Genomic DNA, 22,131 nt, shown 5'->3' with positions numbered 1-22,131 from the left:
TACTTACTTCTTCTCTTTCGCATCGACGTCGATGGTGCCAGGCGCGGCAGGCGGAGCCGGCTTCTCTTCGTCGTTACCTTTTACGCCATCTTTGAAGCCCTTGACGGCCTTGCCGATATCCGAACCCATGTTGCCCAGTTTCTTGGTGCCGAACACCAGCATCACGATAACCAGAACGATCAGCCAGTGCCAAATGCTAAATGAACCCATCATATTCCCCTTGGGAGCGCATGCGCTCCAGATTTATTCGTTGATTCCCAGAACTGCTGCGACAGTATAAGCGATGCGCAGTCTCTGGCGTAAGTGTGGTCGATCGCCGTTAAATCAACGCTCGCCGCGCCACGGATGCGCGCCGCCAACCACGTGCAAGTGTAAATGGTACACCTCTTGGCCGCCGTCTGGTCCACTGTTGATCACGGTCTTGAATCCGGCGGCCGGCGCGCCGTCCGCATCATAGCTGACCGCGCAGCCAAATTCCTCTGCCAGGCGAGGGGCCAGCGCCAGCATTTTGCCCAGCAGCGCCGGTTCGCCGGCCGCGTCCTGCAGCGTGGCGAAATGTTTCTTTGGAATCACCAGCAAGTGCACCGGGGCGGCCGGATTGATGTCCTTGAACGCCAGCAAGTCCTCGTCCTCATAGACGGTGGTAGAAGGAATTTTCTTTTCGGCTATTTTGCAAAAGATGCAGTTTTCCACGCGGAGGCTCCGATTATTCCAATGATTCTTTACGGGATGCTTTTTCCTCGATGCCGGACACGCCCTCGCGGCGCGCCAGTTCATCGAGCACCTGCTGCGGCTTGAGGTCGAACTGCGCCAGCAGCACCAGCGTATGGAACCACAAGTCGGCCACTTCGTACAGCACCTTGCCGCTGTCGGCGCCGGCGCGCGCATCCTTGGCGGCCATCACGGTTTCAGTGGCTTCCTCGCCGATCTTCTTCAGGATGGCGTCGTCGCCCTTGGCGAACAGCTTGGAGGTGTAGGAGGTGGCGGGATCGCCGCCGTTGGCCGGCTTGCGCGATTCGATCACGTCGGCCAGGCGGTCAAGAATGGTGCTCATTTGCCTGCCTTGTAAATATCGGATGGATCTTTCAGCACCGGCTCGGTATTCTGCCAGTCGCCTTCCTGCGCGTCGCCCTCGAACTTCTGGAAGAAGCACGAGTGGCGGCCGGTATGGCAGGCGATGCCGCCGGCCTGTTCGATCTTCAGCAGCAGCACGTCCTCGTCGCAGTCCAGGCGCACTTCCAGCACCTTCTGCACGTGGCCGGACTCTTCGCCCTTGTGCCACAGCTTCTTGCGCGAACGGCTCCAGTACACCGCCTCGCCCAGCTCCACCGTCTTGGCCAGCGCCTCGCGGTTCATCCAGGCGAACATCAGCACATCGTTGCTGCCCGCTTCCTGGGCGATCACCGGCACCAGGCCGTGTTCGTCCCACTTTACTTTTTTCAGCCAGGCCGCTTTCGGCTGGACGTTGGGGGTATTCATCATGCTGCTCCGTCCAGGCGCATCGGAATGCCCTGTTGCGCCATGAAGCGCTTGGCTTCCTGCACCGAATATTGGCCAAAGTGGAAGATGCTGGCGGCCAGCACCGCGTCGGCCTTGCCCAGCTTGATGCCGTCGGCCAGGTCCTGCAGGCCGCCGACGCCGCCGGAAGCGATCACCGGGATGCCGACCGCGTCGGACACGCCGCGCGTCAGGCCCAGGTCGAAGCCGGACTTGGTGCCGTCCTTGTCCATGCTGGTCAGCAGGATTTCACCGGCGCCCAGCTGTTCCATTTTCTTCGCCCAGTCGATGGCGTCGATGCCGGTGGCCTTGCGGCCGCCGTGGGTGAACACTTCCCACTTGCCGGGCGAGGTCTGCTTGGCGTCGATCGCCACCACGATGCACTGCGAACCGTGCTTCTGCGAGGCGTCGTACACCAGCTGCGGATTCGACACCGCCGACGAGTTCATGCTGACCTTGTCGGCGCCGGCGTTGAGCAGGCGGCGCACATCGGCCACCTCGCGCACGCCGCCGCCCACCGTCAGCGGAATGAACACCTGCGAAGCGACCGCCTCGATGATGTCCAGGATCAGGCCGCGGTTGTCGCTGGTAGCGGTGATGTCGAGGAAGGTCAGTTCATCGGCGCCCTGCTCGTCGTAGCGGCGCGCGATTTCCACCGGGTCGCCGGCATCGCGCAGCTCGGTGAAATTGACGCCTTTGACGACGCGGCCGTCGGTCACGTCGAGGCAGGGGATGATGCGTTTAGCCAGCATTATTCGTCTTCTTCTTCGATCAAATCGCCACTGAGTTCGTCGGCGCGCAGCTGGGCCGAGGCAAGGTCGATGGTGCCTTCGTAAATCGAACGGCCGCAGATCACGCCTTCGATGCCTTCGTCCTGCACCGCGCACAGCGCTTCGACGTCGGCCAGGTTGTGCAGGCCGCCGGAGGCGATCACCGGAATCTTCACCGCCTGCGCCAGCTTGACGGTGGCCTCGATATTCACGCCGCCCATCATGCCGTCGCGGCCGATGTCGGTGTAGATGATCGATTCCACGCCATAGGCTTCGAACTTCTTGGCCAGGTCGATCACTTCGTGGCCGGACATCTTGCTCCAGCCGTCGGTGGCGACCTTGCCGTCCTTGGCGTCCAGGCCGACGATGATGTGGCCGGGGAAGGCGCCGCAGGCGTCGTGCAGGAAGCCCGGCTCCTTCACTGCGGCGGTGCCGATGATGACGTAGGTGATGCCGGCGTCCAGGTAGCGCTCGATGGTGTCGAGGTCGCGGATGCCGCCGCCCAGCTGCACCGGAATTTCGTCCAGGTCGTTTTCTTCCGCGTAGTCCTGCACCGCTTGCAGAATCGCCTTGATGGCCGCCTCGTTCTTCGGCTTGCCGGCGAAGGCGCCGTTCAGGTCGACCAGGTGCAGGCGGCGCGCGCCTTGCTTGAGCCAATGCAGGGCCATCTCGGCCGGATCTTCGGAGAATACGGTGGCGAGTTCCATATCGCCTTGTTTCAAGCGAACGCAGTGACCGTCTTTGAGGTCGATGGCAGGAATGAGCAGCATGATGGTTTAAGTTAAATTAAAAAAGGGAATCAAGGGTTCCAGTGAACGAAATTTTTGTACAACTGCAGACCGGTCGCGGCGCTTTTCTCCGGATGGAACTGGGTCGCAAAAATATTATCACGGGCGACCGCGCAACTGAACGCCGCACCGTAGACAGTTTGTCCGACCGTGTGCGCGGCCTGCTCCGGCTGGGCAAAATAGCTGTGCACGAAGTAGAAGTACGCGTGGTCCGGAATATCCTGCCACATCGGATGAGACGCCGTTTGCCGCACTTGGTTCCAGCCCATTTGCGGCACCTTGAAACGCGAGCCGTCTTCCTGGATCTGGCCGTCGAGCTGGAAGCGCACCACCTTGCCCGGCAACAGGCCGAGGCCGGCGGCATTGCCTTCCTCGCTGCCATCAAACAGCATTTGCTCGCCGATGCATACTCCCATCAGGGGGATGGTCTTCGACGCCGCCAGCAGCGCTTCCTGGACGCCGGATTCGCGCAGGCTGCGCATGCAGTCCGGCATGGCGCCCTGGCCGGGCAGCACGATGCGGTCGGCGCTCTGGATATCGGCCACGTCGCCGGAAATCAGCACGTTGGCTTCGGGCGCGACGGCGCGCAGCGCTTGCGCGACCGAGCGCAGATTACCCATGCCGTAATCAACTACTACGATTTTTTTCATGGTGTGTGTTTACAGAGTGCCTTTGGTCGACGGGATGGTGCCGGCGGCGCGCGGGTCCAGCTCGGACGCCATGCGCAGCGCGCGGCCAAAGGCCTTGAAGACCGTCTCGCACTGGTGGTGCGCATTGGTACCGCGCAGGTTGTCGATGTGCAGCGTGACCAGCGCATGGTTGACGAAGCCGCGGAAGAATTCCAGCGTCAGGTCGACGTCGAAGGTGCCGATCATCGCGCGCGTGAACGGGATGTGGTATTCGATGCCCGGCCGGCCGGAATAATCCAGCACGACGCGCGACAGCGCCTCGTCCAGCGGCACATACGAATGGCCGTAGCGGACGATGCCCTTGCGGTCGCCGATGGCCTTGGCCACCGCCATGCCCAGCGTGATGCCGACGTCTTCCACCGTGTGGTGGTTGTCGATATGGATGTCGCCGGTGGCTTCCACTTCCAGGTCGAACAGGCCGTGGCGGGCGATCTGGTCCAGCATATGGTCGAGGAAGGGCACGCCGGTGTTCAGCTTCTGCTTGCCGGTGCCGTCCAGGTTGATGGAAACGCGGACTTGCGTTTCGTTGGTGTTGCGGATGATTTCTGCGGTGCGGTTCATGAAAAGCTCGCGATGGTGTCAGGCTGCCTGCGATGCGGCGAAGGCATCGAGGAAGGTGGAATTTTCTTCCGGGGTGCTTACGGTGATGCGTAAACAATTGGTCAGCACACTGTGCATTTTACTCACATTTTTGACTAAAACCTTGTGAGACAGCAGTTTCGCGTAGGCATCGTCGGAATCGGGGACGCGAATCAAGATAAAATTCGCCGCCGACGGAAAAACCTCGACGCCGGGCAGACGGGCCAATGCAGCCGTCAGATCGGCGCGTGCGGCGCGCAAATTGGCGGCTTGGCGGTTCAGCACCTCCACGTGGTCGAGCGCGAATTCGGCCGCAACCTGGGTCAGCACGTTGATGTTGTAAGGAGGCCGCACTTTGTCGAATTCCGCCAGCAATTGCGGCGCCGCCGACATATAGCCGAGGCGGATGCCGGCCAGGCCCAGCTTCGATACCGTGCGCATCACCACCAGGTTGTTAAATTCGGGCAGGCGATGCATGAAGGTCTGCTGGGCGAACGGCTCGTAGGCTTCGTCCACCACGGCCAGGCCGAAACCGTCCAGCGCGCGGATGATGGCGACGATGTCGTCTGCGGCGAACAGGTTGCCGGTCGGGTTGTTCGGGTAGGACAGGAACACCAGCGCCGGCTTGTGCTGCGCGATGGCGGCCAGCATGGCCGGCAGGTCCAGCGTCAGGTCGGCTTTCAGCGGCACGCCGACGTAGTCCATGCCGGCGAATTGCGCCGAGCGCTGGTACATCACGAACGACGGCGTCGGCGCCACCACGGTGGCGCGGCGGTCCTGCATGGCGCAGGCCATGCACAGGATCGAGATCAGTTCATCCGAGCCGTTGCCGAGGATGACGTCATGGCCGGCCGGCACGCCCAGCTTGTCCCGGATGCGCTGCTTGATGCCGGCGTAGGACGCCACCGGATAGCGGTTCAGCGCGACGTCGGCCAGGCGCCGGCCCAGTTCCTCGCGCAGATGGTGCGGCAGGTGGTAAGGGTTCTCCATCGCATCCAGCTTGATAAAGCCACTCGCGTCAGCCACGTGGTAGCCGGCTACGGCGCGCACGTCTGGGCGGATGGTGCTGTTGACCAGGGTGTCGATGGGGGACATCTTACTTGGGCTCCTATGAGTTGACGGTACTTCGGGATTTCTTGAGTTTCTTCGGCGGCGGCGCCGGCACTTCCGGCAGCGCCAGCCGCTCGGCGATGATGGCGCAGTATTCCGGATTCAGCTCGAAGCCGACGTAATTGCGGCCGGTGCGCTTGGCCGCGATCGCCGTCGTACCGCTGCCCATGAACAGGTCCAGCACCACGCCGTCCGGCGGGCACGAGGCCTTGACCATGCGCTCGATGATCTCCAGCGGCTTCTGCGTCGGATGGTCGGCGCGCTCCGGGTGCTCGCGGTGCAGGCGCGACACGCTCCACAAATCCTTCGGGTTGTAGCCCACTTCCAGCCACTTGGCGCCGACGAAGATCGAGCGCGTGCGCGCCTTCTTGGTCTCGGCGTCGTAGGGAATGCGCACGGCGTCGAGGTCGAAGTAGTAATCCTTGCGGCGCACGAAGAAGCCGATGGTGTCGTGCACCGACGAGAAGCTGCGCACGCTGCCGCCCATCGACGGCACGCGGCGGTCCCAGATAATTTCGTTCATCATCATCATGCGCTTTTTCAGCATGACGAAGATCTCCGGCGAAAAGCGCCAGGTCAAAAAGATATACAGGCTGCCGTTGGGCTTCAGCTTGGGCAGCGCGGCGTCCACCCACTGCTCGGTCCAGCGCAGGTATTCGTCCACCGTCTGATGGTCCGAGGCGTTGCCGTAGTCCTTGCCGAGGTTATACGGCGGATCGGTCAGAATCAGATCGATGGAACCATCCGGGATGCGCGCCAGTCCGGCCAGCGCATCCTCACAGAAGACCTGATTGAGCCACGTCCCGGTCATTTCAGGCGCAGCTCCGCGCTGCGGGCGTGCGCCTGCAGGCCTTCGCCATACGCCAGTTCGGCCGCGACCCTGCCCAGCGTTTGCGCGCCGGCTTCGCTCACGTGAATGATCGACGAGCGTTTCTGGAAATCGTACACGCCCAGCGGCGACGAAAAGCGCGCGGTGCGCGACGTCGGCAGCACGTGGTTCGGGCCGCAGCAGTAGTCGCCCAGCGACTCGGACGAGAAGCGGCCGAGGAACATGGCGCCGGCGTGGCGGATCTTGTCGGCCCATTGCTGCGGCGCGACGGCGGAGATTTCCAGGTGCTCGGCGGCGATGCTGTTGGCGATGGCGCAAGCTTCATCCATGTCGCGCACCTTGATCAGCGCGCCGCGGTCGCCCAGCGAGGTGCGGATCACTTCCTGGCGCGGCATCTGGGGCAGCAGCTTTTCTATGCTGGCTTCCACCTTGGCGATGTAGTCGGCGTCTGGGCACAGCAGGATGGCTTGCGCCAGCTCGTCGTGCTCCGCCTGCGAGAACAGGTCCATGGCGACCCAGTCCGGATCGGTGGTGCCGTCGCAGACGATCAGGATTTCCGACGGGCCGGCGATCATGTCGATGCCGACGATGCCGAACACGCGGCGCTTGGCCGAGGCCACGTAGGCGTTGCCCGGACCGACGATCTTGTCGACCGCCTGGATGGTTTCGGTGCCGTGCGCCAGCGCGGCGACAGCCTGCGCGCCGCCGATGGTGATGACGCGGGTGACGCCGGCAATCGCGGCGGCGGCCAGCACCATCTGGTTCTTCACGCCGTCCGGCGTCGGCACCACCATGATGATTTCCTCGACGCCGGCAACGTGCGCCGGAATTGCGTTCATCAGCACCGACGAGGGGTAAGCGGCCTTGCCGCCCGGGACGTAGATGCCCACGCGGTCCAGCGGCGTCACGCGCTGGCCCAGCACCGTGCCATCCGGCTCGGTGTAGGTGAAGCCGTTCAGCTCCTGCTTCTGGCGTTCGTGGAACACGCGCACGCGGTGCGCGGCGACTTCCAGCGCCTTGCGCTGCGCCTCGGGAATCGCGGCCAATGCGGCCTGCATTTCTTCCTGCGAGATTTCCAGCGCGGCCATGCTGGTGGCGCCGCCGTTGGGAATGCGGTCGAAGCGGTTGGTGTATTCGAGCACGGCGGCGTCGCCGCGCCGTTTCACGTCGGCGAGAATGCCGCCGACGGCGCTCTCGATGGCGTCGTCGGTGCTGGCTTCGAAGGCCAGCAGCGTGTCCAGGCGCTGTTTGAAATCAGCCTGGCTGGAATCGAGCTTGGTGATCATGGCGTTCACTTGTTGGAAGCGCGTTCAAACGCTTCGATGATGGGTTGCAGGCGCTCGCGTTTCATCTTCAGCGCGGCCTGGTTGACGATCAGGCGCGACGAAATATCCATGATGGCCTCGACCTCTTTCAGGTCGTTGGCGCGCAGCGTGTTGCCGGTACTGACCACGTCGACGATGGCGTCCGACAGGCCGACCAGCGGCGCCAGCTCCATCGAGCCATACAGCTTGATCAGGTCGACGTGCACGCCCTTCTTGGCGAAGTGCGCGCGCGCCGTCTCGACGAACTTGGTGGCCACGCGCAGGCGCGCGCCCTGGCGCACCGCGGTCTCGTAATCGAAGCCGTTGCGCACCGCGACCGACATGCGGCATTCGGCGATGCGCAGGTCGATCGGCTGGTACAGGCCTTCGCCGCCGTGCTCCAGCAGCACATCCTTGCCGGCCACGCCGAAGTCCGCCGCGCCATGCTGCACATAGGTCGGCACGTCGGTGGCGCGCACGATCAGCACGCGCACATTGGGATCGTTGGTCGGCAGGATCAGCTTGCGCGAAGTTTCCGGATTCTCGGTGACGGTGATGCCCGCCGCCGCCAGCAGCGGCAGCGTGTCTTCGAAAATGCGGCCCTTCGACAGCGCAAGAATCAGCTGCTGCGAGTCGGCTTGGAAGGTACTCATGGTGTTTATTTGATTCGCTTGATGTTGGCGCCTACGGCGGAGAGTTTGAGTTCCATCTGGTCGTAGCCGCGGTCCAGGTGATAGATGCGGTCGACCAGCGTTTCACCGCGCGCAGCCAGGCCGGCGATCACCAGCGAAGCGGATGCACGCAGGTCGGTCGCCATCACGGGCGCGCCAACCAGCTGTTCCACGCCTTTGATAAAGGCGGTGTTGCCATCGGTTTCAATCTGCGCGCCCAGGCGGTTCATCTCCTGGACGTGCATGAAGCGGTTTTCAAAAATGGTTTCCGTCACGCGGCTGGCGCCGTCGGCGATGGTGTTCACCGCCATGAACTGCGCCTGCATGTCGGTCGGGAAGCCGGGATATTCGGTGGTGCGGAAGGTGACGGCGGTCGGACGCCTGTCCATCTGCGCGCGGATCCAGTTGTCGCCGATGGTCAGCTGCAGGCCGATCTCGCGCAGCTTGTCCAGCGCCGCGTCCATGATGTCGACGCGGGTGTTGCGGATGGTGATGTCGCCACCGGTGGCGGCCACCGCGCACAGGAAGGTCGCCGCTTCGATGCGGTCCGAAATCACCGCGTGTTTGGCGCCATGCAGTTCGCTGACGCCCTGGATCACCAGGCGGTTGGTGCCGATGCCTTCGATCTTGGCGCCCATGGCCACCAGCAGGTGCGCCAGGTCGGTCACTTCCGGTTCGCAGGCGGCGTTTTCCAGCACGGTCTCGCCTTCGGCCAGCGTGGCGGCCATCAGCAGGTTCTCGGTGCCGGTGACGGTGATCATGTCGGTGACGATGCGCGCGCCTTTCAGCTTGGCGCACTTGGCGTAGATGTAGCCGCCTTCGACGGTGATGTCGGCGCCCAGCGCCTGCAGGCCCTTGATGTGCTGGTCCACCGGACGCGAACCGATGGCGCAGCCGCCCGGCAGCGACACCTTGGCTTCGCCGAAGCGCGCCAGCAATGGGCCCAGCACCAGGATCGAGGCGCGCATGGTTTTCACCAGGTCGTACGGCGCTTCCAGCTTGGTGATGGCGCTGCCGTTCAAGGTGACCTTGTCGTTGTCCTGCGTGACTTTCAGGCCGGTTTCGCCCAGCAGCTTGAGGATGGTGGCCACATCGTGCAGGTGCGGCACGTTGGACAGCTCGACGTCGCCGGAGGTCAGCAGGCCCGCGCACAGGATAGGCAGGGCGGCGTTCTTGGCGCCGGAGATGATGATGTCGCCTTGCAGGCGGTTACCGCCTTGGATCAGAAGCTTGTCCATGCTTATCCTTGATATTCTTCAGGGGTGAGGGTTTTCATCGACAGCGCGTGGATTTCTTCGCGCATGCGGTCGCCCAGCGCGGCGTACACCAGCTGGTGGCGCTGGATCGGGCGCTTGCCGGCGAACGCCGGCGAGACGATCACCGCCTGGAAGTGCTGGCCGTCGCCGTCCACTTCGAGGTGGGTGCATTCGAGACCGGCCGAGATGTAGCCGTGGATGAGTTCTGGAGTAGTAGGCATGATGGGTCCTTGAATTTTAGTGACGCAGGCGGTAACCGCTGCGCAGCAGACGAATCGCCAGGAACGCCAGCACCACCAGGAAGGCCGCAACAATGGCCAGGCTCACCAGCGGGTTGACGTCGGACTGGCCGAAGAAGCCGTAACGGAAGCCGTCGATCATGTAGAAGAACGGATTCAAATGCGACACCGCCTGCCATACCGGCGGCAGCGAGTGGATCGAGTAGAACACGCCGGCCAGGAAGGTCAGCGGCACGATCAGGAAGTTCTGGAAGGCGGCCAGCTGGTCGAACTTCTCCGCCCACACGCCGGCGATCAGGCCCATGGTGCCGAGGATGGCGGCGCCCAGCAGCGCGAACACGATGATCCACAGCGGCGCCGCGAACGACAGGTGGGCGAACCAGGCGGTGACCATGAACACGCCCAGTCCCACCATGATGCCGCGCACCATGGCGGCGATCACGTAGGCCGAGAAAATCTCCCAGTGCGACAAAGGCGTCAGCAGCACGAACACCAGGTTGCCGGTGATCTTCGATTGGATCAGCGACGACGACGAATTGGCGAAGGCGTTCTGCAACACGCTCATCATCACCAGGCCGGGAATCAGGAACGAGGTGTAGTTGACGTCCTGGTACACGGTGACCCGGCCTTCGAGCACGTGGCCGAAGATCATCAGGTACAGCATGGCGGTCAGGATAGGCGCGGCGATGGTCTGGGTGGCGACTTTCCAGAAGCGCAGGGTCTCCTTGTAGACCAGGGTGCGGAAGCCGGCGGAGAGGAAGTTCATACGGTACCTTTTTCCATGATCTGGATGAAGATGTCTTCCAGATCCGCTTGTTGCAATTGCATTTCGTCGACGATGGCGCCCGACTCGCGCAGGCGGCGCAGGATCTGTTCGACTTCAGCGTATTCGTTGATGCGCAGGCTGTACTTCTTGCCGCTTTCCGAGCTTTCCGGGTGCGTGACCAGCGTCTGCAGATCGTCCGGCAGGTCGCCGTGGGTGAGGTTGACGATCAGCTGCGAGCCGGAGATGCGGCGCACCAGCGACGCCATGGTGTCCAGCGTCACCACCTGGCCCAGCTTGAGCATGGCGACGCGCTTGCACATGGCCTGCGCTTCTTCCAGGTAGTGGGTGGTCAGCACTACGGTGTGGCCTTCGCGGTTCAGGCGCGAGATGAATTGCCACAGCGTCTGGCGCAGCTCGACGTCGACGCCGGCGGTCGGCTCATCGAGCACGATCACCGGCGGCTTGTGCACCAGCGCCTGCGCCACCAGCACGCGGCGCTTCATGCCGCCGGACAGCGCGCGCATATTGGTGTCGGCCTTGTTGGTCAGGTTGAGGTTGTGCATCACCTCGTCGATCCAGGCGTCGTTGTTCTTCAGGCCGAAGTAGCCCGACTGCAGGCGCAGCGTCTCGCGCACCGTGAAGAACGGGTCGAACACCAGTTCCTGCGGCACCACGCCGAGCTTCTTGCGCGCTTCGCGGAAATCGCTGACCACGTCGTGGCCGTGGATCTTGACCGAGCCGGAGTCCGGCCGGATCAAGCCGGCGATGATGGAAATGAGGGTGGTTTTGCCGGCGCCGTTGGGGCCCAGCAGGCCGAAAAACTCGCCCTCCTCGATACTGAGGGACACGCCGCCCAGTGCCTGGAGCGACTTGTAGCGCTTCTCGACATTGCTAATTTGGATCGCTGTCATTCTTGACTTATCAATAAGGTTGCGGCGGCAAAGCCGGCGCGCGGGAAGATGCTGCGGAACGCCACAGCACTGCGGCTGCGGCAACGTTCAATTATATTGGAAATTCAGGCGGTCCGAGCCGGACCGGGGATTTACTGCTGGCGGCGGGGTGGGGCGGAGGTCAATGGTGATGGTGGGCGGCGGAGTCGCCGGCCACCGCGGTCTTCTTGGCGAAGACCGTGTCAGGCGCCTTGACCGGCGCAAATTCGTCCTGCGCCGGGTTGCGCGGCGCGCGGCAATCCTGTTCCAGCTGGACGTCGCTCGGGAACAGCAGCGAGCACACGCCGTACAGCTTGGTCAGGCTTTGCAGGGCCGGCGGCAGGTTGCGCAGTTCCAGCTTGACGCCGGCGTCGTGCGCGGCGCGCTGCCACGCCAGCATCACCGACACCGCCACCGAATCCACCGTCAACACGTGGCGCAGGTCGAACGCGGTCTGGCCGGCCTTGATGGCGGCGTGGCCGCGCTCCAGCGCCGCGGAGGCGTTGAGCACGGTCAGGGACGTGAGCGATTGCAGATTGTCGAGCGGTTCGGTAACGGCGTTCATGGCGTCAGATTACTTCGGTGCGTTGGTGTTCAGCGGTTTGCTGGCGAGTTTTTTGTTTTTCTCGGTCAGCGCCTTGATCAGGCCGTCCATGCCGCCCTTGCTGATTTCGGAAGCGAACGTGCCTTTGTAGGTCTCGACCAGCCACGCGCCCAGCACGTTGATGTCGTAGATCTTCCAGCCTTGCGGGCCCTTGGCGACGCGGTAGTTCAGCGGAATCGGCTCGCCGCGGGCCTGGTTGACCTGCGAGCGCACTTCCACTTCGGTATCGGTCGGATCGGCGCGCAGCGGCTTGAACTCGACGGTCTGGTCTTTCACCTGGGACAGGGCGCCCGAGTAGGTGAACACCAGCAGCGTGCGGAACTGCTCGGTCAGCGCTTTTTGCTGTTCCGGGGTGGCGTCGCGCCAGAAGCGGCCGGCCGCCAGCGCGGTCATGCGCTGGAAGTCGACGTACGGCAGGATCTTGGTTTCCACCAGGTCGATGACTTTTTTGGTGTCGCCGGCCTGGATGGCCTTGTCGGTCTTGGCGGTGTTCAGCACGTCCGAGCTGATGCGCTTGACCAGCGCGTCCGGCGCTTCGTCGGCCGCGTGGGCCGCGTTGAATGCCAGTGCCACAGTGGCCAAAGCGATAAATTGTTTGATGAATTTCATTGTTCTATGCCTTATGAGTGGTTCTTCAGGTCACTGGCTGTCAGGTTTTGCAGCCGGTGTGCCGGAGTTTAACTCTTTTGCGGCCGGTTCGGATGACACGGGTGCAGAAGTTTCAGCAGTATCATCTTTTTGTACTTTACGTGGCGCACCGTCGCCGTCCGGGTGGATCTGGCTCTCGCGGCGCTGCAGGTAGCCGTCGCGCAGGAACTCGTAGCGGTCCAGCGCGGCGTCCTCGAACAGCGTCGAGGCGTCCAGCAGGCCGGCGCGGGTGTCGACCACGCGCAGCACGGTGCCCATGTTACGCACATTGGTCGGGTCCTTGTAGCGCCAGATGTCGCCGGAAATGTCGACCGGCAGGGCGACGGTGTCGCGCACGGTCGATGGGCCCAGCAGCGGCAGCACCAGGTACGGACCGGAACTCACGCCCCACACGCCCAGCGTCTGGCCGAAATCTTCCTTGTGCTTCGGCAGGCCGGCTTCGGTGGCGATGTCGAACAGGCCGAGGATACCCAGCGTCGAGTTCAGCGCGAAGCGGGTGACGTCCGACATGCCGTCGGCGCCGTTGCCCTGCAACAGGTTGTTGACGGCGGTCCAGGCGTCGCCCAGATTGCCGAAGAAGTTGCCGACGCCGGTCTGGACGAACTGCGGCGTGACCGTCTTGTAGCCCTTGGCCACCGGTTTCAGCGCATAGGTGTCGACCGTATCGTTGAAGTCGAACATGGCGCGGTTGAAGCCTTCATACGGGTCGCGCGGGTTCGGGCCGGCGCAGCCGGCCAGCATCGCGGTGACGCCCAGCGCCAGCGCTGCCTGACGGATGTGTTGTACGGTACGGCTCATTTATTTGTCGTCCTTTCCTTCTGCGGCCTTGCTGTAGATGAACTGATTGATCAGGTCTTCCAGCACGGCTGCCGATTGGGTGCGGGCGATCTTGTCGCCGGCCGCCAGATTGTTGGTATCGCCACCGGCTTCGATGCCGACGTATTGTTCTCCCAGCAGGCCGGCGGTCAGAATCTTGGCCGAGCTGTCTTTCGGGAATTTGTAATTCTCTTCCATATTCAAGGTTACCAGCGCCTGATAGCTCTTGTCATCAAACTTGATCTCTCCCACACGGCCGATGACCACGCCGGCCGCCTTGACCGCCGCCTGCGGACGCAGGCTGCCGATGTTGTCGAATTTCGCGGTGATCGCATAGGTCTTGGCAAAGGACATGGAACCCATGTTGCCGGCCTTGAGGGCCAGGAACATCAGGGCGGCCACGCCGACAACGATGAACAGACCAACCCAGACATCCAGAGATTTGCGTTGCATAATTATTCCTCAGTTCTTAATCTTTTATTTGCTGAACATCAGCGCCGTCATCATGAAGTCCAGCCACCAGATCATCAGCGATGAAATCACGACCGTGCGGGTGGTGGCGCGCGCCACATCTTCCGGCGTCGGTTGCGCTTCGTAGCCCTGGTACAGGGAGATGAAGGTAATCGCGATGCCGAACACCACGCTCTTGGCGAAGCCGTTGAAGATATCCTTGTAGATATCCACGCCGCCCTGCATCTGCGACCAGAACGCGCCATCGTCGACGCCGATCAGCTGCACGCCGACCAGCCAGCCGCCCAGCACGCCCACGGCGCTGAACACCGACGCCAGCAGCGGCACCGAGATCACGCCGGCCCAGAAGCGCGGCGCCAGCACGCGCTGGATCGGGTTGACGGCCATCATTTCCATGGCGGACAGCTGCTCGCCCGCCTTCATCAGGCCGATTTCGGCGGTCAGCGAGGTGCCGGCGCGGCCGGCGAACAGCAGGGCGGTGATCACCGGCCCCAGTTCGCGGGTCAGGCCCAGGGCCACCAGCAGGCCCAGCGACTGCTCGGCGCCATACTTGTTCAGCGTGTAATAGCCCTGCAAACCCAGCACCATGCCGACGAACAGGCCGGACAGGGTGATGATCAGCATCGAGTAATTGCCGATGAAATGCAGCTGCTCGATCACCAGGCCGGGACGGCGCAGCAGGCCGGGCGACACGCCCAGCATGTTGGCGAAGGTCCGGAAACCATAGCCGATGCTTTCCACGTAGTCGCGCAGCGGCGCGCCCAGGCGGGACAACCAGTTCTTCACACTCATACATGCACTCCCAGGCCCAGATCGTCGGCCAGGGACTTGCCTGGATAGTGGAACGGCACCGGACCGTCCGCTTCCGCGTTCACAAACTGCTTCACATACGGATCGGTCGACACCAGCATCTCGGCCGGCGTGCCGCTGGCGACGATTTTGCCCTGCGACAGGAAATAAACATAATCGGCGATGGCGAAGCTTTCCTTGACGTCGTGCGACACCAGGATCGTGGTCGAGCCGAGCGCCGTGTTCAGGTTGCGGATCAGGTTGGCGGTGACGCCCATCGAGATCGGGTCCAGGCCGGCGAACGGCTCGTCATACATGATCAGTTCCGGGTCCAGCGCGATCGAACGCGCCAGCGCCACGCGGCGCGCCATGCCGCCGGAGATTTCGCCCGGCTTCAGCTTGGCGGCGTTGCGCAGGCCCACGGCCTGCAGTTTCATCAAGACGAGGTTGCGGATCAGCTCTTCCGGCAGATCGGTGTGCTCGCGCAGCGGGAAGGCGACGTTCTCGAATACCGACAGGTCGGTAAACAGCGCGCCATGCTGGAACAGCATGCCCATCTTGCGACGCAACAGATATAAGCCGGCGGTATTCAGCTTGTGGACCACCTGGCCCTGCACCTTGACCTGGCCGCGCTGCGGACGCAGCTGGCCGCCGATCAGGCGCAATACCGTGGTCTTGCCGCTACCGGAGCCGCCCATGATTGCAACCACCTTCCCGCGCGGGAAGTCCATCTGGAGACCGGACAGGATGGCCCGCTTTCCATAGGAGAAGTGTAAATCACGGATTTCGACTAAATTTGGCACGACTGAACTCATTTTTTTGAATGCCGTATTGTAGTGCAGAAACGTCAATCTCTGCTGAAGGTGGCTCCGGGCAGGGGCGCGAAGCTGACAAGAATACAGATAATACAACACTACTGAACCCAAAGTCAGCAATTTACACCGGGCACCAAATGTTACATTGGTGCAGCGCAGCATGTGCTGGCGCAAAAAAACCGGAGACGGTCGGGGATCACCCGTCCGTGTCCGGCAGAAAGCCAGGCAGCGCCTGCTTACCGTGCGAATACTTAACGCGGCAACTCGGAACTGCCCATCAGGAACTCATCCACCGCGCGCGCGCACTGGCGCCCTTCGCGGATGGCCCATACCACCAGGGATTGGCCGCGGCGCATGTCGCCGGCGGCAAATACCTTGGCTGCGGAAGTTTTGTAGCAGCCCTCGCCATCCGTGGTGGCCTTGGCGTTACCGCGTGCATCTTTGTCAACAGCGAAAGCGTCGAGGATGGTGGCGACCGGCGACACGAAGCCCATGGCCAGGAACACCAGGTCGGCTTTCATCTCGAATTCCGAGTTCGGCACTTCGCTCATCTTGCCGTCCTTCCACTCGACGCGGCAGGCGATCAGCTTCTCGACCTTGCCGCCCTTGCCTTCCAGGCGCTTGGTGGCCACTGCCCAGTCGCGCTCGCAGCCTTCCTCGTGCGACGAGGAAGTACGCAGCTTGGTCGGCCAGTACGGCCACACCAGCGGCTTGTTTTCCTGCTCCGGCGGCATCGGCATCAGTTCGAACTGGGTCACCGAGGCGGCGCCGTGGCGGTTCGAGGTGCCGACGCAGTCGGAACCGGTGTCGCCGCCGCCGATCACCACCACGTGCTTGCCGGTGGCCTTGATCTGGTCTTTCAGCTTGTCGCCGGCGTTGACGCGGTTTTGCTGCGGCAGGAAGTCCATGGCGAAGTGCACGCCTTTCAGCTCGCGGCCCGGCACCGGCAGGTCGCGCGGCGACTCGGAACCGCCGGCCAGCACCACGGCGTCGAAGTCTTTCTGCAGATCTTCAGGGAAGATGGTTTCCTTGGCCATGTTGTTGACGTTGGCCGGGAAGTCCTTGCCGATCAACACGCTGGTGCGGAACACCACGCCTTCGGCTTCCATCTGCTGGACGCGGCGGTCGATGTGCGATTTTTCCATCTTGAAGTCTGGAATGCCGTAGCGCAGCAGGCCGCCGATGCGGTCGGATTTCTCAAACACCGTGACGGCGTGGCCGGCGCGCGCCAGCTGCTGCGCCGCCGCCAGGCCGGCAGGACCGGAACCGACCACGGCGACTTTCTTGCCGGTCTGCCTGGCGGCCGGCTGGGGAATGACCCAGCCGTGTTCCCAGCCTTCGTCGATGATCTTGTGTTCGATCGACTTGATGCCGACCGGATCTTCGCTGATGCCCAGCGTACAGGCGGCCTCGCAGGGCGCCGGGCAGATGCGGCCGGTGAATTCCGGGAAGTTGTTGGTCGAATGCAGCGTATCCAGCGCTTCGCGGTAGTTGCCGCGATACACCAGGTCGTTCCAGTCCGGGATGATGTTGTTGACCGGGCAGCCGTTGTTGCAGAACGGGATGCCGCAGTCCATGCAGCGCGCGCCCTGGACCTTGGCCTGCTCGTTGGTCAGCGGAATGACGAACTCCGCATAGTTTTTCAAACGCGTTGCTGGCGGCAGATAGCTTTCTTCCTGACGCTGGAATTCCATGAAGCCGGTGATTTTACCCACGATATTTTTCCTTCGTAATCTTGTAACGCTGACGGTGACGCTGACTTAAGCAGCAACTGGTTGAGCGGCGGCGGCTTCGTTCGCCACGTCCTCGGCCATTTCGGCCAGGGCGCGTTTGTATTCGCTTGGGAATACCTTGACGAACTTGCCGCGGCTGTCGGCCCAGTTATCCAGCAACAGGCGCGCGCGCGTGCTGCCGGTATGCTTGAAGTGACGCTCGATCAGACGTTTCAGGATCACTTCATCGGCTTCGCGGCCGTGGTCCTTGTGCTGCACGTGGAAGGTGGCGCTGTCGACCGACTGCTCCTTGGCGCTCAGCACGCGTTCCAGCGACACCATAGCGGTGTTGCAGCGCGATTCGAAATCGCCGTCCGGGTCGTACACGTAGGCGATACCGCCCGACATGCCCGCCGCGAAGTTGCGGCCGGTGTTGCCCAGCACGACCACGGTGCCGCCGGTCATGTACTCGCAACCGTGGTCGCCGGTGCCTTCGACGATGGTGGTGGCGCCCGAGTTACGCACCGCAAAACGCTCGCCGGCCACGCCGTTGAAGAAGGCTTCGCCGGAAATCGCGCCGTACAGCACGGTATTGCCGATGATGATGTTGTTCACCGCCCAGCCACGGAACTCGGTGTTCGGACGCACGATGATGCGGCCGCCCGACAAGCCCTTGCCGACGTAATCGTTACCCTCACCGACCAGGTCGATGGTGATGCCGTGCGCCAGGAAGGCGCATGCCGACTGGCCGGCCGTGCCTTGCAGCTGGATGTGGATGGTGTCGTCCGGCAGGCCGGCGTGACCGTAGCGCTTGGCCACTTCGCCCGACAGCATGGTGCCGACAGTGCGGTTCAGGTTTTTCACCGGCGAGATGAAGGATACGCGCTCGCCTTTTTCCAGCGCCGCCTTGGCTTGCGCGATCAGCTTGTGATCGAGCGCCTTGTCGAGGCCGTGATCCTGGTCCATGGTGTGGTAGATCGAATGACCTTCCTGCACTTCCGGCTGGTAGAAGATGTTGCTGAAGTCCAGGCCCTTGGCTTTCCAGTGCGAGATCGCCTTGGATTTGTCCAGCAGGTCGACGCGGCCGATCAGTTCGTCATAGGTGCGGATGCCCAGCTGCGCCATCAGCTGGCGCGCCTCTTCGGCAACGAAGAAGAAGTAGTTCACCACGTACTCAGGCTTGCCCGAGAACTTGGCGCGCAGCACCGGATCTTGCGTGGCGACGCCGACCGGGCAGGTGTTCAGGTGGCATTTGCGCATCATGATGCAGCCCTCGACCACCAGCGGTGCCGTGGCGAAGCCAATTTCGTCGGCGCCCAGCATGGCGGCGATGACGACGTCGCGGCCGGTACGCATCTGGCCGTCGGCCTGGACGCGGATACGGCTGCGCAGGCCGTTCAGCACCAGAGTCTGCTGCGTTTCCGCCAGGCCCAGCTCCCACGGCGTGCCGGCGTGCTTGACCGACGACAGCGGCGACGCGCCGGTGCCGCCGTCATGGCCGGCCACCACCACGTGGTCGGCCTTGGCCTTGGTGACGCCGGCGGCCACCGTGCCGATACCCACTTCCGACACCAGCTTGACCGAGATCGAAGCGCGCGGATTGGCGTTTTTCAGATCGTGAATCAGCTGCGCCAGATCTTCAATCGAGTAGATGTCGTGGTGCGGCGGCGGCGAAATCAGGCCCACGCCCGGCACCGAGAAGCGCAGCGTGGCGATGTATTCGGACACCTTGTGGCCCGGCAGCTGGCCGCCTTCGCCCGGTTTAGCGCCCTGCGCCATCTTGATCTGGATCTGGTCGGCCGAGTTCAGGTAGGCAGCGGTCACGCCGAAACGGCCCGACGCCACCTGCTTGATGCGCGAACGCAGCGAGTCGCCCTCTTGCAGAGGAATATCGACCACCATCTGTTCCTTGCCCATGACCGAGGCCATGGTCTCGCCCTGCTTGATCTTGATGCCTTTCAGCTCCATGGTGTAGCGCGATGGATCTTCGCCGCCTTCACCGGTGTTGGACTTGCCGCCGATGCGGTTCATGGCGACGGCCAGCGTGGCGTGGGCTTCGGTCGAGATCGAACCCATCGACATCGCGCCGGTGGCGAAACGCTTGACGATTTCCTTGGCCGGCTCGACTTCGTCCAGCGGAATCGCCTTGGTCGGATCGATCTTGAACTCGAACAGGCCGCGCAGCGTCAGGTGGCGCTTGCTCTGGTCGTTGATGATCTGCGCGTACTCTTTATAGCTGGAGAAATTGTTGGCGCGGGTCGAGTGTTGCAGCTTGGCGATCGCGTCCGGCGTCCACAGGTGGTCTTCGCCGCGCACGCGGAAGGCGTATTCGCCGCCGGCATCCAGGTGGTTGGCCAGCACCGGATCGTCGCCGAAGGCCAGGTTGTGCAGGCGCAGCGCTTCTTCCGCCACTTCGAACACGCCGATGCCTTCCACGTTGGACGAGGTGCCCTTGAAGTATTTGTCGACCAGCGACTTGTTCAGGCCGATCGCCTCGAAGATCTGCGCGCCGCAGTAGGACATATAGGTCGAGATGCCCATCTTCGACATGACCTTCATCAGGCCTTTGCCGACCGCCTTGGTGAAGTTGTAGATGGCCTTCTCAGCCGACATATCGCCCGGCATGCCGTGCGCCAGTTCGGCCAGGGTTTCCATCGCCAGGTACGGGTGGATGGCTTCCGCGCCGTAGCCGGCCAGCAGGGCGAAGTGGTGGGTCTCGCGGGCCGAGCCGGTTTCCACCACCAGGCCGGTCGAGGCGCGCAGGCCTTTGCTGACCAGGTGCTGGTGGATGGTCGAGGTGGCCAGCAGGGCAGGAATCGCCACGCGGTCCGGGCCGACCGAACGGTCCGACACGATCAGGATGTTGTGGCCGGACTTGACCGCATCCACGGCTTCCGCGCACAGCGAGGCCAGGCAGGCTTCCACGCCTTCCTTGCCCCAGGCCAGCGGGTAGCAGATGCCCAGTTCGTACGACTTGAACTTGCCGCCGGTATGCAGGCTGATGTTGCGCAGGCGCTCCATGTCGTCGAAGCCGAGGATAGGCTGCGACACTTCGAGGCGCATCGGCGGATTGACGTTGTTGGTGTCCAGCAGGTTCGGTTTCGGGCCGATGAACGACACCAGCGACATCACCATCGCTTCGCGGATCGGGTCGATCGGCGGGTTGGTCACCTGGGCGAACAGCTGCTTGAAGTAGCTGTAAAGCGGCTTCAGCTTGTTGGACATGACGGCCAGCGGCGAGTCGTTGCCCATCGAACCGGTGGCTTCTTCGCCGGCGGCGGCCATTGGCGCCATCAGGAATTTCAGGTCTTCCTGGGTGTAGCCGAAGGCTTGCTGGCGGTCCAGCAGCGACGGCACGGCTTTTTCGCCCTGCGCCGGCGTCTTGTCCTTGGCGCGGTTGTGCGCCAGCTGGCTTTCGCTGAGCTTGATTTCGTTGAGCTTGATGCGCACCGCGTTGATCCAGGCCTTGTACGGCTTGGCGTTGGCGTAGGTGTCTTTCAGCTCCTTGTCGTCGATGATGCGGCCGGCTTCCAGGTCGATCAGGAACATCTTGCCTGGCTGCAGACGCCATTTCTGGATGATTTTCGACTCGGGAATCGGCAACACACCCGATTCCGACGCCATCACCACCAGATCGTCGTCGGTCACGATGTAACGTGCAGGACGCAGGCCATTCCGGTCCAGCGTGCCGCCGATGTAGCGGCCGTCGGTGAAGGCCATGGCTGCCGGGCCGTCCCATGGTTCCATCATGGCGGCGTGATATTCGTAGAACGCGCGGCGATTGTCGTCCATCGTGCCGTGATTTTCCCAGGCTTCAGGGATCATCATCATCATCGCCTGGGCGATCGGATAGCCTGCCATCAGCAGCAGCTCCAGCGCGTTGTCGAAGCAGGCGGTGTCCGACTGGCCTTCGTAGATCAGCGGGAACAGCTTTTGCAGGTCTTCGCCCAGCACGGCCGATTTCATCACGCCTTCGCGGGCGCGCATCCAGTTGAAGTTGCCTTTGACGGTGTTGATCTCGCCGTTGTGGGCGATCAGGCGGTACGGGTGGGCCAGCGGCCATTCCGGGAAGGTGTTGGTCGAGAAGCGCTGGTGCACCAGCGCCAGCGCCGACACGCAGCGCGCGTCCTGCAAGTCTTTATAGTAGACGCCCACCTGGTCGGCCAGCAGCAGGCCCTTGTAGACGATGGTGCGGGCCGACAGCGAGGCCACGAAGAATTCTTTGCCGTGCATCAGCTTCAGCGCCTGGATGGCGTGGCCGGACGACTTGCGGATCACGTACAGCTTGCGCTCCAGCGCGTCGGTCACCATGATGTCGGCGCCGCGGCCGATGAAAATCTGGCGGATCACCGGTTCCTTGGCGCGCACGGTCGGCGACATCGGCATGTCGCAGTCGACCGGCACATTGCGCCAGCCCAGCACGACCTGGCCTTCGGCGCGCACGGCGCGCTCGATTTCCTGTTCGCAGGCGATGCGCGAAGCGTTTTCCTTCGGCAGGAATACCATGCCGACGCCGTATTCGCCTGGCGGCGGCAGTTCGATGCCTTGCTTGGCCATCTCGTCGCGGTAGTACTGGTCCGGGATCTGGATCAGGATGCCGGCGCCGTCGCCCATCAGCGGATCCGCGCCCACCGCGCCCCGGTGGTCCAGATTCTTCAAGATCAGCAGACCCTGTTCCACAATCGAGTGACTCTTGTTGCCCTTGATGTGGGCGACGAAACCGACGCCGCAGGCATCGTGTTCATTGGATGGATCGTACAGACCTTGGGCGTGCATGGCTAACTCCGGACTAATTGGCTTGAAAAACAAGGTTAGTGCAACGCAGCGTAAACTTCAACAATAACAATTA

24 protein-coding genes are annotated in these 22,131 nt (G+C 62.9%); all 24 read right to left on the bottom strand.

Going from position 1 to position 22,131, the window contains the following annotated elements; all coding sequences use genetic code 11:
- Positions 1-3: 3 nt before the first annotated feature.
- Entirely contained in the window at positions 4-210 is a 207-nt protein-coding gene (tatA, locus tag GJ698_RS09965; RefSeq protein WP_154357607.1) for a Sec-independent protein translocase subunit TatA, read from the bottom strand.
- A 114-nt stretch (positions 211-324) separates the two neighbouring features.
- A complete protein-coding gene (locus GJ698_RS09960) occupies positions 325-693 on the bottom strand; it encodes a histidine triad nucleotide-binding protein (RefSeq protein WP_371865223.1) in 369 nt (122 codons plus the stop codon).
- A gap of 13 nt (positions 694-706) precedes the next feature.
- On the bottom strand, positions 707-1,054 hold the full coding sequence (locus GJ698_RS09955) for a phosphoribosyl-ATP diphosphatase (protein WP_154357463.1): 348 nt from the start codon (positions 1,052-1,054) through the stop codon (positions 707-709).
- Complete coding sequence (gene hisI, locus GJ698_RS09950) at positions 1,051-1,479, bottom strand: phosphoribosyl-AMP cyclohydrolase (RefSeq protein ID WP_154357606.1); 429 nt, start codon at positions 1,477-1,479, stop codon at positions 1,051-1,053. Before hisI ends, GJ698_RS09955 begins: the two co-directional genes overlap by 4 nt.
- On the bottom strand, positions 1,479-2,249 hold the full coding sequence (hisF, locus tag GJ698_RS09945; RefSeq protein WP_154357462.1) for an imidazole glycerol phosphate synthase subunit HisF: 771 nt from the start codon (positions 2,247-2,249) through the stop codon (positions 1,479-1,481). Before hisF ends, hisI begins: the two co-directional genes overlap by 1 nt.
- Entirely contained in the window at positions 2,249-3,037 is a 789-nt protein-coding gene (hisA, locus tag GJ698_RS09940; RefSeq protein WP_154357461.1) for a 1-(5-phosphoribosyl)-5-[(5-phosphoribosylamino)methylideneamino]imidazole-4-carboxamide isomerase, read from the bottom strand. The genes hisF and hisA overlap by 1 nt, the downstream gene beginning before the upstream one ends.
- A 29-nt stretch (positions 3,038-3,066) precedes the next feature.
- Positions 3,067-3,705 carry an imidazole glycerol phosphate synthase subunit HisH gene (hisH, locus tag GJ698_RS09935; RefSeq protein WP_154357460.1) on the bottom strand — a complete coding sequence of 213 codons (639 nt, stop codon included), beginning with the start codon at positions 3,703-3,705 and terminating at the stop codon, positions 3,067-3,069.
- Positions 3,706-3,714: 9 nt separating this feature from the next.
- Positions 3,715-4,305 (bottom strand): imidazoleglycerol-phosphate dehydratase HisB, encoded by a 591-nt coding sequence (gene hisB / locus GJ698_RS09930; protein ID WP_090190670.1) that lies wholly within the window; start codon positions 4,303-4,305, stop codon positions 3,715-3,717.
- Between the two features lie 18 nt (positions 4,306-4,323).
- Positions 4,324-5,418: a histidinol-phosphate transaminase gene (gene hisC / locus GJ698_RS09925; RefSeq protein ID WP_154357459.1), complete on the bottom strand. Its 1,095-nt coding sequence runs from the start codon at positions 5,416-5,418 to the stop codon at positions 4,324-4,326.
- Positions 5,419-5,431: 13 nt separating this feature from the next.
- Positions 5,432-6,244 carry a DNA-methyltransferase gene (locus GJ698_RS09920; RefSeq protein ID WP_154357458.1) on the bottom strand — a complete coding sequence of 271 codons (813 nt, stop codon included), beginning with the start codon at positions 6,242-6,244 and terminating at the stop codon, positions 5,432-5,434.
- Positions 6,241-7,548, bottom strand: coding sequence for a histidinol dehydrogenase (hisD, locus tag GJ698_RS09915; protein WP_154357457.1), 1,308 nt, complete (start codon positions 7,546-7,548; stop codon positions 6,241-6,243). The genes GJ698_RS09920 and hisD overlap by 4 nt, the downstream gene beginning before the upstream one ends.
- 5 nt (positions 7,549-7,553) lie before the next feature.
- Positions 7,554-8,219, bottom strand: coding sequence for an ATP phosphoribosyltransferase (gene hisG / locus GJ698_RS09910; protein WP_154357456.1), 666 nt, complete (start codon positions 8,217-8,219; stop codon positions 7,554-7,556).
- A gap of 5 nt (positions 8,220-8,224) precedes the next feature.
- Positions 8,225-9,475 (bottom strand): UDP-N-acetylglucosamine 1-carboxyvinyltransferase, encoded by a 1,251-nt coding sequence (gene murA, locus GJ698_RS09905; protein WP_154357455.1) that lies wholly within the window; start codon positions 9,473-9,475, stop codon positions 8,225-8,227.
- A gap of 2 nt (positions 9,476-9,477) precedes the next feature.
- On the bottom strand, positions 9,478-9,714 hold the full coding sequence (locus tag GJ698_RS09900; RefSeq protein WP_154357454.1) for a BolA family protein: 237 nt from the start codon (positions 9,712-9,714) through the stop codon (positions 9,478-9,480).
- Between the two features lie 16 nt (positions 9,715-9,730).
- Positions 9,731-10,498 carry an ABC transporter permease gene (locus tag GJ698_RS09895; RefSeq protein ID WP_154357453.1) on the bottom strand — a complete coding sequence of 256 codons (768 nt, stop codon included), beginning with the start codon at positions 10,496-10,498 and terminating at the stop codon, positions 9,731-9,733.
- Complete coding sequence (locus GJ698_RS09890) at positions 10,495-11,409, bottom strand: ABC transporter ATP-binding protein (RefSeq protein ID WP_154357452.1); 915 nt, start codon at positions 11,407-11,409, stop codon at positions 10,495-10,497. The genes GJ698_RS09895 and GJ698_RS09890 overlap by 4 nt, the downstream gene beginning before the upstream one ends.
- A 160-nt stretch (positions 11,410-11,569) precedes the next feature.
- Complete coding sequence (locus tag GJ698_RS09885) at positions 11,570-11,992, bottom strand: STAS domain-containing protein (protein ID WP_154357451.1); 423 nt, start codon at positions 11,990-11,992, stop codon at positions 11,570-11,572.
- Positions 11,993-12,001: 9 nt separating this feature from the next.
- Positions 12,002-12,640 (bottom strand): MlaC/ttg2D family ABC transporter substrate-binding protein, encoded by a 639-nt coding sequence (locus GJ698_RS09880; RefSeq protein ID WP_154357450.1) that lies wholly within the window; start codon positions 12,638-12,640, stop codon positions 12,002-12,004.
- Positions 12,641-12,670: 30 nt separating this feature from the next.
- Positions 12,671-13,477: an MlaA family lipoprotein gene (locus tag GJ698_RS09875; RefSeq protein ID WP_154357449.1), complete on the bottom strand. Its 807-nt coding sequence runs from the start codon at positions 13,475-13,477 to the stop codon at positions 12,671-12,673.
- Positions 13,478-13,948 carry an outer membrane lipid asymmetry maintenance protein MlaD gene (mlaD, locus tag GJ698_RS09870; protein WP_154357448.1) on the bottom strand — a complete coding sequence of 157 codons (471 nt, stop codon included), beginning with the start codon at positions 13,946-13,948 and terminating at the stop codon, positions 13,478-13,480. It lies immediately after the preceding gene.
- Between the two features lie 24 nt (positions 13,949-13,972).
- Entirely contained in the window at positions 13,973-14,758 is a 786-nt protein-coding gene (mlaE, locus tag GJ698_RS09865) for a lipid asymmetry maintenance ABC transporter permease subunit MlaE (RefSeq protein WP_154357447.1), read from the bottom strand.
- Positions 14,755-15,570, bottom strand: a complete 816-nt coding sequence (locus GJ698_RS09860) for an ABC transporter ATP-binding protein (protein WP_154357446.1) — start codon at positions 15,568-15,570, stop codon at positions 14,755-14,757. Before GJ698_RS09860 ends, mlaE begins: the two co-directional genes overlap by 4 nt.
- A 251-nt stretch (positions 15,571-15,821) precedes the next feature.
- Positions 15,822-17,285, bottom strand: a complete 1,464-nt coding sequence (locus GJ698_RS09855; RefSeq protein ID WP_371865221.1) for a glutamate synthase subunit beta — start codon at positions 17,283-17,285, stop codon at positions 15,822-15,824.
- A 45-nt stretch (positions 17,286-17,330) separates the two neighbouring features.
- A complete protein-coding gene (locus tag GJ698_RS09850; protein WP_154357445.1) occupies positions 17,331-22,058 on the bottom strand; it encodes a glutamate synthase-related protein in 4,728 nt (1,575 codons plus the stop codon).
- Positions 22,059-22,131: the final 73 nt, after the last annotated feature.

It is taken from the genome of Duganella aquatilis (assembly GCF_009674565.1).
Classification (GTDB): domain Bacteria; phylum Pseudomonadota; class Gammaproteobacteria; order Burkholderiales; family Burkholderiaceae_D; genus Rugamonas; species Rugamonas aquatilis.
This window is presented reverse-complemented; position numbering and strand designations above follow the sequence as displayed.

What these genes read in the sequence shown, in the direction of transcription:
- hisB (WP_090190670.1), bottom strand. Translation starts at nt 4,305, where the DNA reads ATGAACCGCACCGCAGAAATCATCCGCAACACCAACGAAACGCAAGTC.
- hisH (WP_154357460.1), bottom strand. Translation starts at nt 3,705, where the DNA reads ATGAAAAAAATCGTAGTAGTTGATTACGGCATGGGTAATCTGCGCTCG.
- GJ698_RS09880 (WP_154357450.1), bottom strand. Translation starts at nt 12,640, where the DNA reads ATGAAATTCATCAAACAATTTATCGCTTTGGCCACTGTGGCACTGGCA.
- hisA (WP_154357461.1), bottom strand. Translation starts at nt 3,037, where the DNA reads ATGCTGCTCATTCCTGCCATCGACCTCAAAGACGGTCACTGCGTTCGC.
- hisD (WP_154357457.1), bottom strand. Translation starts at nt 7,548, where the DNA reads ATGATCACCAAGCTCGATTCCAGCCAGGCTGATTTCAAACAGCGCCTG.
- GJ698_RS09850 (WP_154357445.1), bottom strand. Translation starts at nt 22,058, where the DNA reads ATGCACGCCCAAGGTCTGTACGATCCATCCAATGAACACGATGCCTGC.
- GJ698_RS09900 (WP_154357454.1), bottom strand. Translation starts at nt 9,714, where the DNA reads ATGCCTACTACTCCAGAACTCATCCACGGCTACATCTCGGCCGGTCTC.
- GJ698_RS09885 (WP_154357451.1), bottom strand. Translation starts at nt 11,992, where the DNA reads ATGAACGCCGTTACCGAACCGCTCGACAATCTGCAATCGCTCACGTCC.
- murA (WP_154357455.1), bottom strand. Translation starts at nt 9,475, where the DNA reads ATGGACAAGCTTCTGATCCAAGGCGGTAACCGCCTGCAAGGCGACATC.
- GJ698_RS09955 (WP_154357463.1), bottom strand. Translation starts at nt 1,054, where the DNA reads ATGAGCACCATTCTTGACCGCCTGGCCGACGTGATCGAATCGCGCAAG.
- hisF (WP_154357462.1), bottom strand. Translation starts at nt 2,249, where the DNA reads ATGCTGGCTAAACGCATCATCCCCTGCCTCGACGTGACCGACGGCCGC.
- GJ698_RS09895 (WP_154357453.1), bottom strand. Translation starts at nt 10,498, where the DNA reads ATGAACTTCCTCTCCGCCGGCTTCCGCACCCTGGTCTACAAGGAGACC.
- GJ698_RS09860 (WP_154357446.1), bottom strand. Translation starts at nt 15,570, where the DNA reads ATGAGTTCAGTCGTGCCAAATTTAGTCGAAATCCGTGATTTACACTTC.
- hisI (WP_154357606.1), bottom strand. Translation starts at nt 1,479, where the DNA reads ATGAATACCCCCAACGTCCAGCCGAAAGCGGCCTGGCTGAAAAAAGTA.
- tatA (WP_154357607.1), bottom strand. Translation starts at nt 210, where the DNA reads ATGGGTTCATTTAGCATTTGGCACTGGCTGATCGTTCTGGTTATCGTG.
- GJ698_RS09875 (WP_154357449.1), bottom strand. Translation starts at nt 13,477, where the DNA reads ATGAGCCGTACCGTACAACACATCCGTCAGGCAGCGCTGGCGCTGGGC.
- GJ698_RS09920 (WP_154357458.1), bottom strand. Translation starts at nt 6,244, where the DNA reads ATGACCGGGACGTGGCTCAATCAGGTCTTCTGTGAGGATGCGCTGGCC.
- hisG (WP_154357456.1), bottom strand. Translation starts at nt 8,219, where the DNA reads ATGAGTACCTTCCAAGCCGACTCGCAGCAGCTGATTCTTGCGCTGTCG.
- mlaD (WP_154357448.1), bottom strand. Translation starts at nt 13,948, where the DNA reads ATGCAACGCAAATCTCTGGATGTCTGGGTTGGTCTGTTCATCGTTGTC.
- hisC (WP_154357459.1), bottom strand. Translation starts at nt 5,418, where the DNA reads ATGTCCCCCATCGACACCCTGGTCAACAGCACCATCCGCCCAGACGTG.
- GJ698_RS09890 (WP_154357452.1), bottom strand. Translation starts at nt 11,409, where the DNA reads ATGACAGCGATCCAAATTAGCAATGTCGAGAAGCGCTACAAGTCGCTC.
- mlaE (WP_154357447.1), bottom strand. Translation starts at nt 14,758, where the DNA reads ATGAGTGTGAAGAACTGGTTGTCCCGCCTGGGCGCGCCGCTGCGCGAC.